The following is a 14,403-nucleotide window of genomic DNA, read 5'->3' as shown; positions in this document are numbered from 1 at the left end:
ATGATGGAAAACGTCCTGGAAATTCAGAATTTGCACGTATCATTTTCAACCTATGGAGGAACCGTTCAAGCTGTAAGAGGTGTTCACTTAGAATTGAAAAAAGGAGAAATATTGGCGATCGTTGGTGAGTCCGGATGCGGAAAAAGTGTAACATCACAAAGCATTATCGGGTTAATTCCTAAATCGTCAGGAAAAATAACTGATGGATCGATCATTTATAAAAATAAGGATTTAACTAAGATGAGTGAAAAAAGCTTACGATCGATTCGCGGAGCAGAAATTTCAATGATCTTTCAAGACCCAATGACAGCATTGAATCCCACTTTAACGATTGGCGATCAGTTAATTGAGTCGATTCGACAGCATCAGGATATATCAAAAACAGAAGCGACTAAAAAAGTTCTTTCTATCCTTCATTTAGTCGGTATTTCAAACCCGAAAGAAAGGCTAAAGCAATACCCGCATCAATTCAGCGGCGGGATGCGGCAACGTATAGTTATTGCTATGGCTTTAATCTGCGAACCTGAAATTATTATCGCTGATGAACCGACAACCGCCTTGGATGTAACAATCCAAGCTCAAATATTTGAGTTATTTAAAGAGATTCAAGAGAAAACGGGCGTATCTATCATTTTGATTACTCATGATTTAGGTGTAGTTGCACAAGTTGCTGACAGAATCGCAGTTATGTACGCCGGCAAAATTGTTGAAACAGGAACGAGAAAAGAAATTTTTTACAAACCTAAGCATCCATATACAAAAGGACTATTAAGTTCTGTTCCGAGACTTGATTTAGAAGATGAGGAATTAGTCCCAATACCGGGATCACCTCCTGATCTGTTTGCACCGCCAATCGGATGTCCTTTCACAGCAAGATGCGCGTTTGCGATGGAAGTATGTGAAAAAGTTTATCCTAATACGTACAGTTTTTCGGCTAATCATCATGTTAGTTGCTGGCTGCAAGATGAAAGAGCAAGACACCATTTGATTTCGACTATGGGCCAGAGCTCATAGATGAAATAATATTAAAGAATTTAAGGGGGAGTATGATGAAGAAGCTTATCGGTACATTAATGACGCTTTTCCTCGTTTTTTCTTTAGCAGCATGTACCACTTCAAAAGAAGCTGGGAAAGAGGAGGAGAAAGACACAAACAAGAACGATAATAAAGATAAAAAAGTGGAACAAGTTTTACGACTAAACAATGGGGCAGAACCTACCTCATTTGATCCACCAATGGGATTTGATTCGTATTCATGGAGTTCTTTAAACAACTTAATGGAAGGGTTAACAAGATTAGGTCAGGATCATAATCCAGAAGCAGCGACAGCGGAGAAATGGGATGTTAGTAAGGATGGAAAAACGTATACATTCCATATTCGTGAAAATGCAAAATGGTCGAACGGGGATCCAGTTACAGCAGGAGATTTCGAATATGCATGGAAACGCCTTCTTGACCCTAAAACAGGTTCACCAGCAGCATTTTTAGGATATTTTATTGAAGGTGGAGAAGCTTTTAATACCGGCAAAGGTTCAAAGGACGATGTCAAAGTAAAAGCAGTGGATGAAAAAACATTTGAAGTTGTGTTGACTAGTCCTCAAGCATATTTCTTAAGTGTCATTGCTAATCCGGCATTTTTCCCAATTAATCAAAAGGTCGCTGAAGCCAATCCAAAATGGTTTGCGGAAAGCAATACCTTTGTTGCGAATGGTCCATTTAAATTAACGAAATGGGAACATGATAGTAATATGGAAATGGCCAAAAATGAAAACTATTGGGATGCAGCGAATGTTAAATTAGACAAAGTAACATGGGCAATGGTGAATGATCCTACGACAGAATATCAAATGTATCAAAATGACGAATTAGATACTTCTGCTATTCCAGCTGAAGCAAGTGAACAAATATTTAAAGAAGGTAAGGAACAAATTGAAGATCAAGCGGGAACGTATTTTTATCGTTTCAATTTAAAACTAGAGCCGTTCCAAAATGTTAATATTCGAAAAGCGTTTGCAATGGCAATCGATCAGCAACAAATCGTTGATTTCGTCACTAAAAATAAAGAAAAACCTGCACATGGTTTCGTTTCAAATGGGTTTAACCAACCAGATGGAAAAGACTTCCGTGAAGCGGGTGGCGATTTAATTAAATTTGACGCAAAAGAAGCAAAAGCACTATTAGAAAAAGGAATGAAGGAGGAAGGCTATAAGAAACTTCCGGCAATTACGCTCACTTATAGCACAAGTCCTGACCACCAAAAGATCGCTGAAACAATACAAGCGATGATTAAAGAAAATTTAGGCGTAGATATTAAACTAGCAAATATGGAATGGAATGTGTTCCAAGAAGAACAGAAGAAATTTAAATTCCAGTTATCAAGAAGTTCATTCCTAGCTGATTATGCTGATCCAATTAACTTCTTAGAAAACTTCCAAACCGGACATACGATGAATCGAACAGCTTGGAGCAATAAAAAATTTGATCAACTAATTAAAGATGCAAAGAACGAAGCAGACGAAACGAAACGCTTCGAAATGATGCATGAAGCGGAAAAAATCCTATTTGATGAAATGCCAATTATCCCAATTCATTTCTACAACCAAGTGACATTACAAAAAGACAATGTAAAAGGCATTGTTCGTCACCCAGTTGGCTACTTAGAATTAAAATGGGCATATATTGAGTAGAAGCAAGTGCCTGTAGCGGAAAGGAACGGTCAATGTTCAGCTCGCGAAACACAATTTTACGAAAACAACCATTGAATAAATGGAGTGGTAGATTATTGAAACTTGGAAGAAACCTTATCATGCGTATCAGTTGATAAGGTTTTTTCCTCAAATTAAGCAAACCTACGGAGGGGAATATGGAACTATATCAAATAAATGTAGCAGTTGCAACATTATGGACATCGAAAGATTCAGCGAGAAAAATAGATGTGGATGCCATTACAAATCCAGTAGATATCCCAAAATGGCTAAATTCATTAACTTATGAAACAAAGCTAGATCTATGCAATGACAACCTTGTGCAATCTCAAGTTCTACTAGGTGAAGAAGCTCAAGTAATAGAGATTGACGGTGATTGGGCATTCTGTGTTATTCCAAGTCAATCAAGTAAGAAGGATGATCGCGGCTACCCCGGATGGATTCCGTTGAACCAATTAAGAAAAAAAGAAGAGGAAGAAAATAATTACGATCAAGTAGCCGTTGTTTGCCAACCTACTGCCACCCTTTACGAAAAACCTGGTAACAAGTGGATGGAAGTCAGTTATCAAACGAAATTACCAATAGTGGAAACACTAGAGGAATATAGTAAAGTTAAAGTTCCCTCAGGCTATGCTTATTTGAAAAACGAAGATATTCATATTTTTAAAATAAATGAGGCTCCTAGACAGAATGGGGAATTCATTATTCGTGAAGCGGAAAAATTTATCGGACTCCCGTATCTTTGGGGAGGGATGAGTGGATTTGGTTTTGATTGTTCCGGATTCAGCTATACAATGTGTAACGCTGCCGGCTATATAATTGCAAGAGATGCACATGAGCAAGCAGATGGAGGCATAGATGTAGATCTTCAACAAATTCAACCGGGAGATTTATTATTTTTCGCTTATGAAGAAGGAAAAGGACATATTCATCACGTCGCTATTTATTACGGAGAAGGGGAAATGATTCATTCACCGAATACGGGAAAATCAATCGTAATAGAAGAAATAGCCGGAACATACGAGAAAGAACTTTGTGCAGCACGTCGCTATTGGATCTAGTTTGGGGGTATACATATGGAGAGAAACAAAGTTTTAGAAATTAATCATGTAAAGAAGCATTTTGAAGTAGGAAAAGGAGCACGGTTAAAAGCAGTTGATAATGTTAGTTTTCATATAAATGAAGGCGAAACCTTCGGACTAGTTGGAGAATCCGGCTGCGGAAAGTCAACAACTGGAAGATTAATAATGAGGTTATATCAACCAACTGAAGGTGAAGTTTTATATAAAGGGAAAAATATTCACCTATTAAATAAAAGTGAACAGCTTGCCTTCAATCGAAAAATACAAATGATTTTTCAAGATCCATATGCATCGTTAAACCCACGCTCAACAGTCCAAGAGATTATTTCCGAGCCAATGGAAGTGCATGGGTTATTTAAAAATAAAGAAGAACGACGTCAAAGGGTTTATGAACTTTTAGAGGATGTCGGTTTAAATCGTGAGCATGCAAATCGCTACCCTCATGAATTTAGTGGGGGGCAACGCCAACGCATAGGTATTGCAAGATCTTTAGCGCTAGATCCGGAGTTTATTATTGCCGATGAACCGATTTCCGCTTTAGATGTTTCCGTTCAAGCTCAAGTTGTAAATCTATTAAAAAAGCTTCAGAAAGAGAAAAAGCTTACTTTCCTATTCATTGCCCATGATTTATCAATGGTCAAGCATATTAGTGATCGCATAGGTGTCATGTATCTTGGACATTTAGTTGAATTAACAAGTAGCAGTAATTTATATAAAAATCCACTTCATCCATATACGCAGGCATTACTTTCAGCCATCCCAATACCCGACCCGGAAATTGAAGATAAGCGTGAAAGAATTATTTTAAAAGGAGAAATACCAAGTCCAATAAATCCTCCGAGTGGGTGTGTATTTAGAACGAGATGTCCCGCAGCAAGTGATATATGCCAATCGAAAATTCCGGAGTGGAGAGAAATAGAAGAAGAACATTTTGTCGCTTGTCACTTATACAATAATCACCCCGGAATGAATAAAGAAGCACTACTTACGAAGGGATCATGATAATGAGAAGTGTAGCAAGCTTAAGAAAACAAATCGATGGGATTATCGAACAATCGTTAGGCATTGTAAGCATAGTCGTAGAAATAAACGAAGAGACGATAATTAGTAAAAATAGTAAACGCGAAATGTCTTCTGCTAGCTTAATAAAAATTCCGATTATTATGGCTGCATTTCAGCAAGCGGAGTTAGGGAAAATTGATTTAGAAGAGAAAATAGAGGTGAAACCTGAGCATAAAGTGGGAGGATCAGGTGTTATTCAATATTTAACAGAAGGAACTCTTTTATCCGTTAAAGACCTTTTGACATTAATGATTATCGTTTCGGATAATACGGCAACAAATATGATGATTGATCTAGTCGGTCAGGAAACGATTAATTATTTTAATAAACAAATAGGATGCAATCATACAAGACTAGAAAGAAGATTAATGGATTATGTGGCCAGGGATATGGGGCTAGATAATGTTACTTCTGCATCCGATATGGTAATATTCCTAAAAGAAATCGTGGAAAATCAATTCCTTACTTCAAAGAGTACGTATGAAATATTGAATATCCTTTCTGGACAGCAATTTCAAGATAAATTACCTGCAATGATGGATTCGGATCATGTATTTGTTGCTAATAAAACAGGGGAAATTCCCGGTGTTGAACATGATGTTGCAATTATTAGGCATAATGACGATCAAGTATTTATGGCAGTATTAATCGATCAATTAGAAAATCAGTATGAGGGAAAACAAATTATTGCTCGGACCGGCAAGGCTGTATATGACTATTTAATTCAATAACAATACAGGAATAGTGTATCATTTTATGATACACTATTTTATTTCGTAATTTTCTAAATTGTTTTCTCGTTTATAGACGAAAGCCCATTTTTAATATGGACAGTTACCACATATAAAGAGCTGAATAAATATAAATAAGGATTTATCTTTTGATGGGTAGGGAGGGGTGACATGAGATATCTCGCGATCGGTGACGGACTATGTGCAGGGCATGGTGCACCATTTTTATCTCCAAGTTTTGTACATCGACATGCACGTCTTGCAGAACGGAATTTAAGAGAAAGGGTGTTTGTTACAAATGTAGCAGCGGCAAATAATCATGCCAATGATATCCTCCAATCATTGAGTGATCCAAATATAATGAGAAGCATTAAACAAAGTGACATGATTGTTTTATCTGCCGGACATCAAGATTTACAAACAGCAAAGAAAAAATATGATGAAACGGGCAATGAAGAAGAGTTTATTCATGAGTCAAGAAAATGTAGAAGTACAATTGATGACATCATTCGTGGGATACGCGATTTGAAAGAGGAACAAGAAGATAACTACATGCTTATTATTCTCGGTTTGCACAATCCGTATCCTAATGATCCTTTAGCAGATAAATGGGTACAGCGTATAAATCGCTATATTGAATGTAGGGCAAATCGACGATGTTTAAAAACGATAAATCTCCAGCAACATTTACAAGATAAATTGGACAATTGGTGTACTAGTGACAATTTATATCCAAACCATTTAGGACATATTGAAATTGCAAATCGGCTACATGAAATTGGCTATGACTCTATTAGAGGAGAACAAGATGGATAAATTCACTTGAAAAGGAGGTGAGAAGCTTATGTGGTATGGCGGTTGTGGTTATCCAGTAGGTGGATATGGCTACGGTGTCGGCTGGGGTGCAGGCCGAGGATTTGCATTAATCGTAGTATTGTTCATCTTACTTATCATTGTAGGAGCAGCATATGTTTATTAGGTTAAAATAAAGAAGTCCGGTCTTTTTTAAGACTGGACTTTTCCTATTTTAAGAAAAGAAAAACATTTGCTTGTCGGGGCTGACCAAGGCGCTTTCGCTTTTCTATATATAATCAAACGTTTAACCTACTCCATTGTCCCACTCCAATTAAGTGACTTGACCATAAAATGGTGTGGAAGGATATTTGGAGGTGAATAGTACATGTCTGCTTCACATTACCATATTTGTTCAAGAAATATTGGAAAGCCCGTTGAAATAAGAACGCGTGATGGAAGAGTGCACAGAGGAATCATTCATCGAGTTGATAATCGAATGGTTTATTTACGCCCACTCCCACAAAGGAATTATGGAGGATACGGTTATGGTTGGGGTTGGGGCTGGGGCGGCTTTGGCTGGGGTGTCGCACTTGGTGCCATAGTTGGCTTAGCGCTTCTTCCTTGGTTTTTCTGGTAGGCCGTTGTCTTTTGAAAAAGACTCCTATTTTAAAGGGAGTCTTTTTCAACGAATACATCCTTTTATAATATTGGAAAGATTATTGTAAAAGTTGTCCAATCGTCATTAGATTGACAAGTTAAAGTTCCACCGTGTTTTTCAAGTATATTTTTGGAAACATACAAACCAAGCCCTGTTCCGCTCTTCTTCGTTGTAACGAAAGGCTCGAAAATAGTGTCAACCATTTCTTCCGGTATTTTTGGTCCGTTATTACTTATGTCTATAATAACGGAGTTTTCAGTAATATCCAATTCAATTTGGATAATCGGATTCTTCACGCTTTTCAGTACATCAACCGCATTAAAAATAATATTAATAAGTACCTGTCTTATTTCATCTTTAAAGCCATGAATGCTAATTTCATGCAAATAATGTTTTTGGATATCAACATTTACTTCTAAAATACGAGGATACAAAAAGGATAAGACTTCTTCAATTAAATCATTTAATGAAAAAGAGGTCATTTCAATTGACACAATTTCTTTTTTTGATAGCATAAGAAATTGAGAGATATTAAATTTTAATTGCTCAATTTCGTTAGAGATAATATCCAAATAAGGCAATTGTGGATTTTCAGAACGCAATAATTGCACAAATCCATGAATAGAAGTTAATGGATTACGAAATTCATGAACGAAGCTAGATGTCATTTGTCCTAAAAGTGTTAAACGTTCATGATGTGTTGTATTTATGTATTCATTTTTTTTATCAATGATTTGATCTTTAACATTTGAATAATATGTAACAACATAAAACAATAATTTGTCAAAAGCATAATTAATTTTGTCAATATAGGCATTGACATCGTTTACATTTAAATAATTATTGTATAAAAACTTAGTAGTTATTGATTTACCAATACTTAAATTATATGTAACTTCACCTAAATCAATATTTTGATCAAGTTTTTCTTTAGCAAAGTTAGATGCAAGGGATTTTAAAAAGTGCTCCAATTTTTCCTTCGATATTGACAATGATTGAATAAGAAAATCATGACAAGTATCTTTATTGAAAAATTTGGATTTTAAAGGATTTGACTTGGAGTTTATCAATTGTTCATTCCAAATCGCAACAATTTTATCAATATTTTTATCAAAAAATGCAACGATATCTTGTCTAAGCGGTATCATTTTTTTCACCTCCCTTTTCTTCAAAATAACAATTAGCAAAAATTTCTTCATCTAAAATATATCAAAATATTTAAATAATACCAAGTTAAAGTTATATAAATGTACTTATAGTTTCATAAAATAGCATATAAATATCTTTAAGAATATGGATAAATCAGTTGTAAACGGTATTAAAAAATAGTATAGTTAATTAGTATTATTAAATAAATATAATCCCACAAGGGGAGCCTAAATCGGCTGAGAGTGAACGTATGAGTTCTGACCCTATGAACCTGTTAGATAATGCTAGCGCAGGGACTGTGGTTTGATGGAATAGAAAGCAATGCAGCGATTTCCTTAAACCGTCCTGTATTGCTTTTTTTGTGTAAAAAACGCAATACAGTTGTTTTTACATTCCCTCCGAGCCTTCATAGTCACTCTTCAGACGAAAAGAAAGGAAGGGAATATAAGATGAATAAAAAAACATTGTTTTTAGTAGAAGTTGCTGTTCTCGGAGCACTTGCTTACTTGCTTGACCTTGTTTCAGCATTTATTTGTAAGGCTATTTGGCCAGAAGGCGGATCCGTTTCATTAGCTATGATACCGATATTTTTAATGGCTTATCGTTGGGGCTTAAAAGGCGGGTTGTTAACTGGATTTATATTAGGTACGCTACAAGTTGTAACAGGATTTTCAGTATTTTATCATCCGGTACAAGGGATTGTCGACTATTTTGTCGCCTTTACAGTGATTGGTTTAGCAGGTATTTTTGCAAAGCAAATCAAAACATCTATAGAAAATGGAAATATCGGAAAATGGACTACATACACTGTCTTAGGTGTTTTTCTTGGTAGTTTATTACGTTTCCTTGCCCATTTCTACACAGGTATTGTCTTTTTCGGTTCGTATGCACCGAAAGGACAACCGGTTGCATTATATTCATTGATTTATAATGGAACATATATGTCGATCAATTTTGTCTTAAGCTCAGTACTTGTTGTCATGATCTTATTTATTGCTCCAAGACTTGTCCAAATCAAAAAATAAAGTTAAAGGGTACTTTGCTAAGTACCCTTTAATTACTTAACGACTAGCACATCTTTAGTTGTATTTTTAATAATATTTTCCTCCGTGCTGCCTAGAAAAATCCGCTTGAAAATCCCTTCTTCACTTTGACCTACGACAATTAAGTCTATTTGATTGGAATTCGCGTATTCACATATATTGTCGGATGTCTTTCCATAAAGCGTATCAAAATGAAAAGAGATTCCTCTAGATTGTAAAATCTCCGTGACTTCCGCTCGAAGATCGGGGTCATCATCCTGTATAAAATGTTTTGTATTTTCTTGAATTGAATGTTCAAGTGGAAGGTGTGTGACATATACACCACCATCTGAACGCGGGATCGCAGTATATCCTGACTTGCCTAAACTATCTTCAGGTAGTGGCGTGTCTATCGAATAAGTCGTTCCATTTATTACTTGGACAACACTTAATTGGCATTCTTGATTTAATAAATATAAATCCGCTGCTATTTCCAATGCTTTTCTACTGCCGTCTGAGTCATCAAAGCAAACTAAAATATGTTTATACATATTCATCAGCTCCTATTTATATTACTTCTTATATACCCTTTATTCAGTGCAAATAACAAACAAACGAATGACTTATATTACAAAAACATTACAAAGTAAAATAATTTTCATTGATTTTTCTTACCTAACATAATATGCTTTACGTTAGAAATAGGTAGTATCAATTTTAACTAATTGAAGGCAGGGAAAAGTATGGAATGGTTACAGCGATTTCGTGGAGCTGTAAAGAAATTTTGGAAAAAGGCACATATGAATCAAATAATTATTCTAGGAGGATCAGTAACCCTATTAGCGTTTCTTGCCTTTTTTGGATATTTTGCAGCAACGGCAAATGTTGAGTCTTTGAAAAAGGGCTTAGCACAATCGACTGTTATTTACGATAAAGACGGAGATGTCGCAAGCAAAATTTCCGCAAACCGAACAGAAGGCGTCTCGATTAAAAAAATGCCCCAACATTTAAAAGATGCAATTGTTGCTATTGAAGACCATCGTTTTTACCAACATGGTGGATTCGATGTGAAAGGAATAACGAGCGCACTCTTTAAAAATATAACTGCCGGCGGGATAACAGCGGGCGGAAGTACAATTACCCAACAGCTAACGAAAAATGCTTTGCTATCGGATGAAAGAACATTTAAACGGAAAATCGAAGAATTATTTTTAGCCATTGAAATTGAAAAAAAATACACTAAAGACGATATTTTAGAAATGTATTTAAATCAAGTTTATTTTGGACATGGTGCATGGGGAGTTCAAAAAGCGGCCCAACGATATTTTGGTAAAGATGTAGAAGATATTAATCTTAGTGAAGCCGCTGCACTTGCTGGAATTGTAAATGCGCCATCTGCACTTGATCCTTATTATCATATGGATCGAACGATTAAGCGCAGAAATGTCGTTCTTGGGGCAATGAAACAATATGGCTACATCACGAAAAAACAATTCGACGACGCTAAAAAGGAACAATTAGTTCTTAATGATCAACAGAAAGATCCAATGAAAGGTAAATATCCTTATTATGTTGATGCGGTATTAGCAGAAGCAACTGAGAAATTCGGATTGACGCAAGATGAGATTATGACGCGTGGCTATCGAATTTATACAGAAATGGACCAAAATATCCAATCTGCATTGGAAAATGTATATAACAATAATTATAACTTTCCTCAAGGAAGAGGAGGACAGATCGTCCAAAGCGGGTCAATACTACTTGATCCAAAAACCGGTGGGATTCGTGGGTTAGTCGGCGGTAGAGGGGAAAAGGTTTTTCGAGGATTTAATCGCGCGACACAATTAAAACGATCACCCGGATCGACCTTTAAACCTTTAGCGGTGTATACACCAGCTTTAGAGGAAGGATACAAGCCTGATTCAATGTTAAAGGATGAAAAAATGACATTTGGTCATAATTATTCACCGAAAAATTATAATGGCCAATATCAAGGTGAAGTACCAATGTATAAAGCGATCGAAAACTCGATTAATATTCCGGCCGTTTGGTTATTAAATGAGATTGGTATTGATAAAGGAATGGATGCCGTTAAGAGATTCGGTATTCCATTAACAGATAAAGATCGAAATTTAAGCATTGCACTTGGAGGTTTAAGAAAAGGGGTATCCCCTTTACAAATGGCAGAAGCATATTCGGCTTTCGCCAATGAAGGAAAACGTGAAGATGGGCATATCATTACTAAAATTGTTGGACCAACAGGGAAAATCATTGTTGAAAGAAAACCGAAAGTAACAAAAGTTACGGATAAGAAAACGGCCAATGAAATGACATCAATGCTTTTAAACGTGATGGAAACTGGGACAGGTAAAGGTGCTAATGTTTCAGGTTATCAAATTGCCGGTAAGACGGGATCAACACAAGTTCCTTTTAATAATATTGACGGAACGGCTGACCAATGGTTTGTCGGTTATACCCCTAATCTTGTCGGTGCTGTTTGGATCGGCTATGATAAAACCGATCGGGAGCATTATTTATATGGGTTAAGTGCACAAGGCGTGGTTCCCGTTTTTCAATCAATTATGCAAAATACGTTAAAATACACGAAAGCAGAAAAATTTGAAACGGAATCGATCAATAGCCAAATGCAAAAAAAATATGAGTCAGACCACCCGTTTAAAACAAAAGCAAAAGAACTAAATGAAAAGTTGAAACAAGGTACAGAAAAACTCAAAGAAAAACTAGAAGATGGAAAAAGCAAATGGAAAATCCTCGAAGAGAAAATAAAAGATAAACTGAAACAATTCAAAGGAGAATAACCTCCAAACTTATTAATTAGCAGTTCCTTTTTGGAATTGCTTTTTTATTTTTTAAAAAAAGTACATAATGATGAGAGTAATGCATTAAGCATGAAGATTTTTTGAATTTATGGGAAAATAAAAGTATATTGAGATAAGGAGTGGTAAAATGCAATTCCGAATCGAAAAAGATACACTTGGTGAAATGAAAGTCCCTGTTGACAAATATTGGGGAGCACAAACACAGCGAAGCAAAGAAAACTTTAAAATTGGCTCAGAAAAAATGCCAATGGAGGTCATTCGAGCCTTTGTACAATTAAAAAAAGCTGCAGCAGTTGCCAATCATAATTTAGGAAAGCTATCGGATGCGAAGAAACAGGCAATAGTAGAAGCTTGTGACGAGGTGTTAGAAGGTCGTTTCGATGATCATTTTCCGCTTGTTGTTTGGCAAACAGGAAGTGGAACCCAATCGAATATGAACGTAAATGAAGTAATTGCTAGAAGGGCAAATGAGATCTTACAAAAAAATGAATCGAAGGAACATATTCATCCAAATGATGATATCAATATGTCCCAAAGTTCAAACGATACCTTTCCAACTGCAATGCATATTGCAGCATATAGTGTTATTCAAGAAAAACTAATACCAGCAATAAATAAATTAACAGACACATTTTTACAAAAAGAAAATGAATTTATGGACATTATTAAAATTGGTCGAACACATTTACAAGATGCAACACCTTTAACACTTGGTCAAGAAATTAGCGGTTGGAGAGCAATGCTGGAAAAAAGTAAAAAAATGATTCATGAAAGTGCTGAACATCTATTAAATTTGGCAATAGGCGGTACTGCTGTTGGTACCGGAATAAATGCGGATCCTACTTTTGGTGAGAAAGTTGCACAGGAATTAAAGAACCTAACAGGATTTCCATTCCGTTCATCTAATAATAAATTTCATGCATTGACTAGTCATGATGAAATCGTTCATGTCCACGGCGCATTGAAGGCTTTAGCCGCAGATGTTATGAAGATAGCTAATGATGTGAGATGGCTTGCAAGTGGTCCAAGGAGTGGGATTGGCGAGATTAGCATCCCGGCGAATGAACCAGGAAGTTCAATCATGCCAGGGAAAGTTAACCCTACACAAAGTGAGGCATTAACAATGGTTGCAACGCAAGTATTTGGTAATGATGCTACGATTGGTTTTGCCGCAAGTCAGGGGAATTTTGAGTTAAACGTCTTTAAACCAGTGATTATATACAATTTTCTGCAATCCGTTAACTTATTAGCTGATAGTCTAATTTCGTTTAATACGAATTGTGCTGTAGGCATTGAACCGAATAAAGAGGTAATCGAAGAAAATGTAAATCGTTCTTTAATGCTCGTAACAGCATTAAATCCTTATATAGGCTATGAGAAAGCAGCTGAAATAGCAAAACTTGCTTTTAAAGAAGGTTCCACATTGAAAGAAGCGGCGATAAAAACCGGTTATGTTACTGAAGAACAGTACCACCAATGGATTGATCCGAAAAAAATGGTGAATTTGAAGAATGGATAATAGGAAAGGAGACACAAATATGTGTCTCCTTTCAATCCATTATATTTAGTTAAATGTGACAATAAATTGATTAACGTTGAGAGAATCCGCCGCCAAGTTGTTGTTCAGCCATTTGAACTAAGCGTTTTGTGATTTCTCCCCCTACAGATCCGTTAGCGCGAGAAGTTGTGTCTGCACCAAGGTTTACACCAAATTCTTGAGCAATTTCATATTTCATTTGATCAATTGCTTGTTGCGCTCCTGGAGCTACTAATTGGTTTGAGTTGTTGTTGTTTGCCATGATTTAAGTCCTCCTCGTTGTTTTTTTATGGTTGGGTTAGCTGGAATTGCACCAGCAACACTGTTAAAGTGTTCCTCTATTGGAGTAACCCATTGATAGAAGTGGATATTACTTGCTTTGTACTAAGTATTATGTTTTTTTAAAACTAAAATATACAACCTTGTAAACAGGTAATTTTTGCCGAAATTAACTAAGAAAGAAAAGAATATTATTATCCATTATTCACAAACTCATATAAAGAAGATTCAATTTAAAGATGGTGATGAAATGGATTGGGATTGGTGTCCACTTTGTAATGGAGTAAACGATGAACGTTTATTATGTCCGGCATGTGATGGACGGATGCTGGATCAAGGAAGAATCTATGATTATTACGATGATTATAGCCCCTATATGGATATTGATTTAATCAAGTTAGCGGATGGAGTACCAAATAGTTCAAAGCGGAATGAATGTGTTCATTTATTTAAATGTAGTAATTGTGGGGTTGATTTACCAAAAAAGATTACTTATTAAAAGCTATGTTTAACTAGAATGTTGATTTCCGCTGCAGGTACTCG

14 protein-coding genes, 1 pseudogene and 1 riboswitch are annotated in these 14,403 nt (G+C 35.9%); of the genes and pseudogenes, 12 read left to right on the top strand and 3 right to left on the bottom strand.

Annotated elements, in window-relative coordinates:
- The first annotated feature begins 3 nt into the window (after positions 1-3).
- The 8 genes and pseudogenes from B5V89_RS10660 (at position 4) to B5V89_RS10625 (ending at position 7,012) form a co-directional block, all read left to right on the top strand.
- A complete protein-coding gene (locus B5V89_RS10660; protein WP_066233805.1) occupies positions 4-1,014 on the top strand; it encodes an ABC transporter ATP-binding protein in 1,011 nt (336 codons plus the stop codon).
- Between the two features lie 35 nt (positions 1,015-1,049).
- Entirely contained in the window at positions 1,050-2,687 is a 1,638-nt protein-coding gene (locus B5V89_RS10655; protein WP_066233809.1) for a peptide ABC transporter substrate-binding protein, read from the top strand.
- 176 nt (positions 2,688-2,863) lie between these two features.
- Positions 2,864-3,766: a C40 family peptidase gene (locus tag B5V89_RS10650; protein WP_107920791.1), complete on the top strand. Its 903-nt coding sequence runs from the start codon at positions 2,864-2,866 to the stop codon at positions 3,764-3,766.
- A 15-nt stretch (positions 3,767-3,781) separates the two neighbouring features.
- The gene (locus B5V89_RS10645) at positions 3,782-4,789 is read left to right on the top strand and encodes an ABC transporter ATP-binding protein (protein ID WP_108071897.1); all 1,008 of its coding nucleotides are present in this window, start codon (positions 3,782-3,784) and stop codon (positions 4,787-4,789) included.
- A gap of 2 nt (positions 4,790-4,791) precedes the next feature.
- Positions 4,792-5,580 (top strand): serine hydrolase, encoded by a 789-nt coding sequence (locus B5V89_RS10640; RefSeq protein WP_181294649.1) that lies wholly within the window; start codon positions 4,792-4,794, stop codon positions 5,578-5,580.
- A gap of 171 nt (positions 5,581-5,751) precedes the next feature.
- The gene (locus B5V89_RS10635) at positions 5,752-6,396 is read left to right on the top strand and encodes a GDSL-type esterase/lipase family protein (RefSeq protein WP_108071894.1); all 645 of its coding nucleotides are present in this window, start codon (positions 5,752-5,754) and stop codon (positions 6,394-6,396) included.
- 85 nt (positions 6,397-6,481) lie between these two features.
- Positions 6,482-6,559, top strand: a pseudogene (locus tag B5V89_RS20715) (YjcZ family sporulation protein); the annotation flags it as partial.
- 201 nt (positions 6,560-6,760) lie between these two features.
- Entirely contained in the window at positions 6,761-7,012 is a 252-nt protein-coding gene (locus tag B5V89_RS10625; RefSeq protein ID WP_108071892.1) for an LSm family protein, read from the top strand.
- A gap of 62 nt (positions 7,013-7,074) precedes the next feature.
- On the opposite strand, the gene B5V89_RS10620 is transcribed toward B5V89_RS10625, so the two are convergent.
- Positions 7,075-8,181 (bottom strand): ATP-binding protein, encoded by a 1,107-nt coding sequence (locus B5V89_RS10620; RefSeq protein ID WP_108071890.1) that lies wholly within the window; start codon positions 8,179-8,181, stop codon positions 7,075-7,077.
- Between the two features lie 210 nt (positions 8,182-8,391).
- Positions 8,392-8,496: riboswitch (TPP riboswitch) on the top strand.
- Positions 8,497-8,631: 135 nt separating this feature from the next.
- On the opposite strand from B5V89_RS10620, the gene thiT reads away from it, so the two are divergent.
- A complete protein-coding gene (gene thiT, locus B5V89_RS10615; protein WP_066234203.1) occupies positions 8,632-9,207 on the top strand; it encodes an energy-coupled thiamine transporter ThiT in 576 nt (191 codons plus the stop codon).
- A gap of 32 nt (positions 9,208-9,239) precedes the next feature.
- Here the strand turns inward: thiT and B5V89_RS10610 are convergent, their stop codons facing one another.
- Positions 9,240-9,755, bottom strand: a complete 516-nt coding sequence (locus B5V89_RS10610) for a universal stress protein (protein WP_165797667.1) — start codon at positions 9,753-9,755, stop codon at positions 9,240-9,242.
- Positions 9,756-9,947: 192 nt separating this feature from the next.
- Between B5V89_RS10610 and B5V89_RS10605 the strand changes: the two genes are divergently transcribed.
- Both B5V89_RS10605 and fumC read left to right on the top strand, forming a co-directional pair.
- Positions 9,948-12,023 (top strand): PBP1A family penicillin-binding protein, encoded by a 2,076-nt coding sequence (locus B5V89_RS10605; protein WP_108071888.1) that lies wholly within the window; start codon positions 9,948-9,950, stop codon positions 12,021-12,023.
- A gap of 148 nt (positions 12,024-12,171) precedes the next feature.
- Positions 12,172-13,563 carry a class II fumarate hydratase gene (fumC, locus tag B5V89_RS10600; protein ID WP_108071886.1) on the top strand — a complete coding sequence of 464 codons (1,392 nt, stop codon included), beginning with the start codon at positions 12,172-12,174 and terminating at the stop codon, positions 13,561-13,563.
- A gap of 70 nt (positions 13,564-13,633) precedes the next feature.
- Here fumC and B5V89_RS10595 read toward each other — a convergent pair whose 3' ends face one another.
- Positions 13,634-13,843 carry an alpha/beta-type small acid-soluble spore protein gene (locus B5V89_RS10595; protein WP_066233841.1) on the bottom strand — a complete coding sequence of 70 codons (210 nt, stop codon included), beginning with the start codon at positions 13,841-13,843 and terminating at the stop codon, positions 13,634-13,636.
- Between the two features lie 177 nt (positions 13,844-14,020).
- Here B5V89_RS10595 and B5V89_RS10590 point away from each other — a divergent pair, with 177 nt between their 5' ends.
- Positions 14,021-14,359, top strand: coding sequence for a hypothetical protein (locus B5V89_RS10590; RefSeq protein ID WP_235598353.1), 339 nt, complete (start codon positions 14,021-14,023; stop codon positions 14,357-14,359).
- Positions 14,360-14,403: the final 44 nt, after the last annotated feature.

The sequence above is a fragment of the Heyndrickxia sporothermodurans genome (assembly GCF_003055045.1).
GTDB classification, from domain to species: Bacteria; Bacillota; Bacilli; order Bacillales; family Bacillaceae_C; genus Heyndrickxia; species Heyndrickxia sporothermodurans.
This window is presented reverse-complemented; position numbering and strand designations above follow the sequence as displayed.

Bases quoted from the DNA above. Each gene is read 5' to 3' on its own strand.
- thiT (WP_066234203.1), top strand. From the start codon at position 8,632: ATGAATAAAAAAACATTGTTTTTAGTAGAAGTTGCTGTTCTCGGAGCA.
- B5V89_RS10620 (WP_108071890.1), bottom strand. From the start codon at position 8,181: ATGATACCGCTTAGACAAGATATCGTTGCATTTTTTGATAAAAATATT.
- B5V89_RS10635 (WP_108071894.1), top strand. From the start codon at position 5,752: ATGAGATATCTCGCGATCGGTGACGGACTATGTGCAGGGCATGGTGCA.
- B5V89_RS10660 (WP_066233805.1), top strand. From the start codon at position 4: ATGGAAAACGTCCTGGAAATTCAGAATTTGCACGTATCATTTTCAACC.
- B5V89_RS10625 (WP_108071892.1), top strand. From the start codon at position 6,761: ATGTCTGCTTCACATTACCATATTTGTTCAAGAAATATTGGAAAGCCC.
- B5V89_RS10605 (WP_108071888.1), top strand. From the start codon at position 9,948: ATGGAATGGTTACAGCGATTTCGTGGAGCTGTAAAGAAATTTTGGAAA.
- B5V89_RS10645 (WP_108071897.1), top strand. From the start codon at position 3,782: ATGGAGAGAAACAAAGTTTTAGAAATTAATCATGTAAAGAAGCATTTT.
- B5V89_RS10650 (WP_107920791.1), top strand. From the start codon at position 2,864: ATGGAACTATATCAAATAAATGTAGCAGTTGCAACATTATGGACATCG.
- B5V89_RS10610 (WP_165797667.1), bottom strand. From the start codon at position 9,755: ATGTATAAACATATTTTAGTTTGCTTTGATGACTCAGACGGCAGTAGA.
- fumC (WP_108071886.1), top strand. From the start codon at position 12,172: ATGCAATTCCGAATCGAAAAAGATACACTTGGTGAAATGAAAGTCCCT.
- B5V89_RS10640 (WP_181294649.1), top strand. From the start codon at position 4,792: ATGAGAAGTGTAGCAAGCTTAAGAAAACAAATCGATGGGATTATCGAA.
- B5V89_RS10655 (WP_066233809.1), top strand. From the start codon at position 1,050: ATGAAGAAGCTTATCGGTACATTAATGACGCTTTTCCTCGTTTTTTCT.
- B5V89_RS10595 (WP_066233841.1), bottom strand. From the start codon at position 13,843: ATGGCAAACAACAACAACTCAAACCAATTAGTAGCTCCAGGAGCGCAA.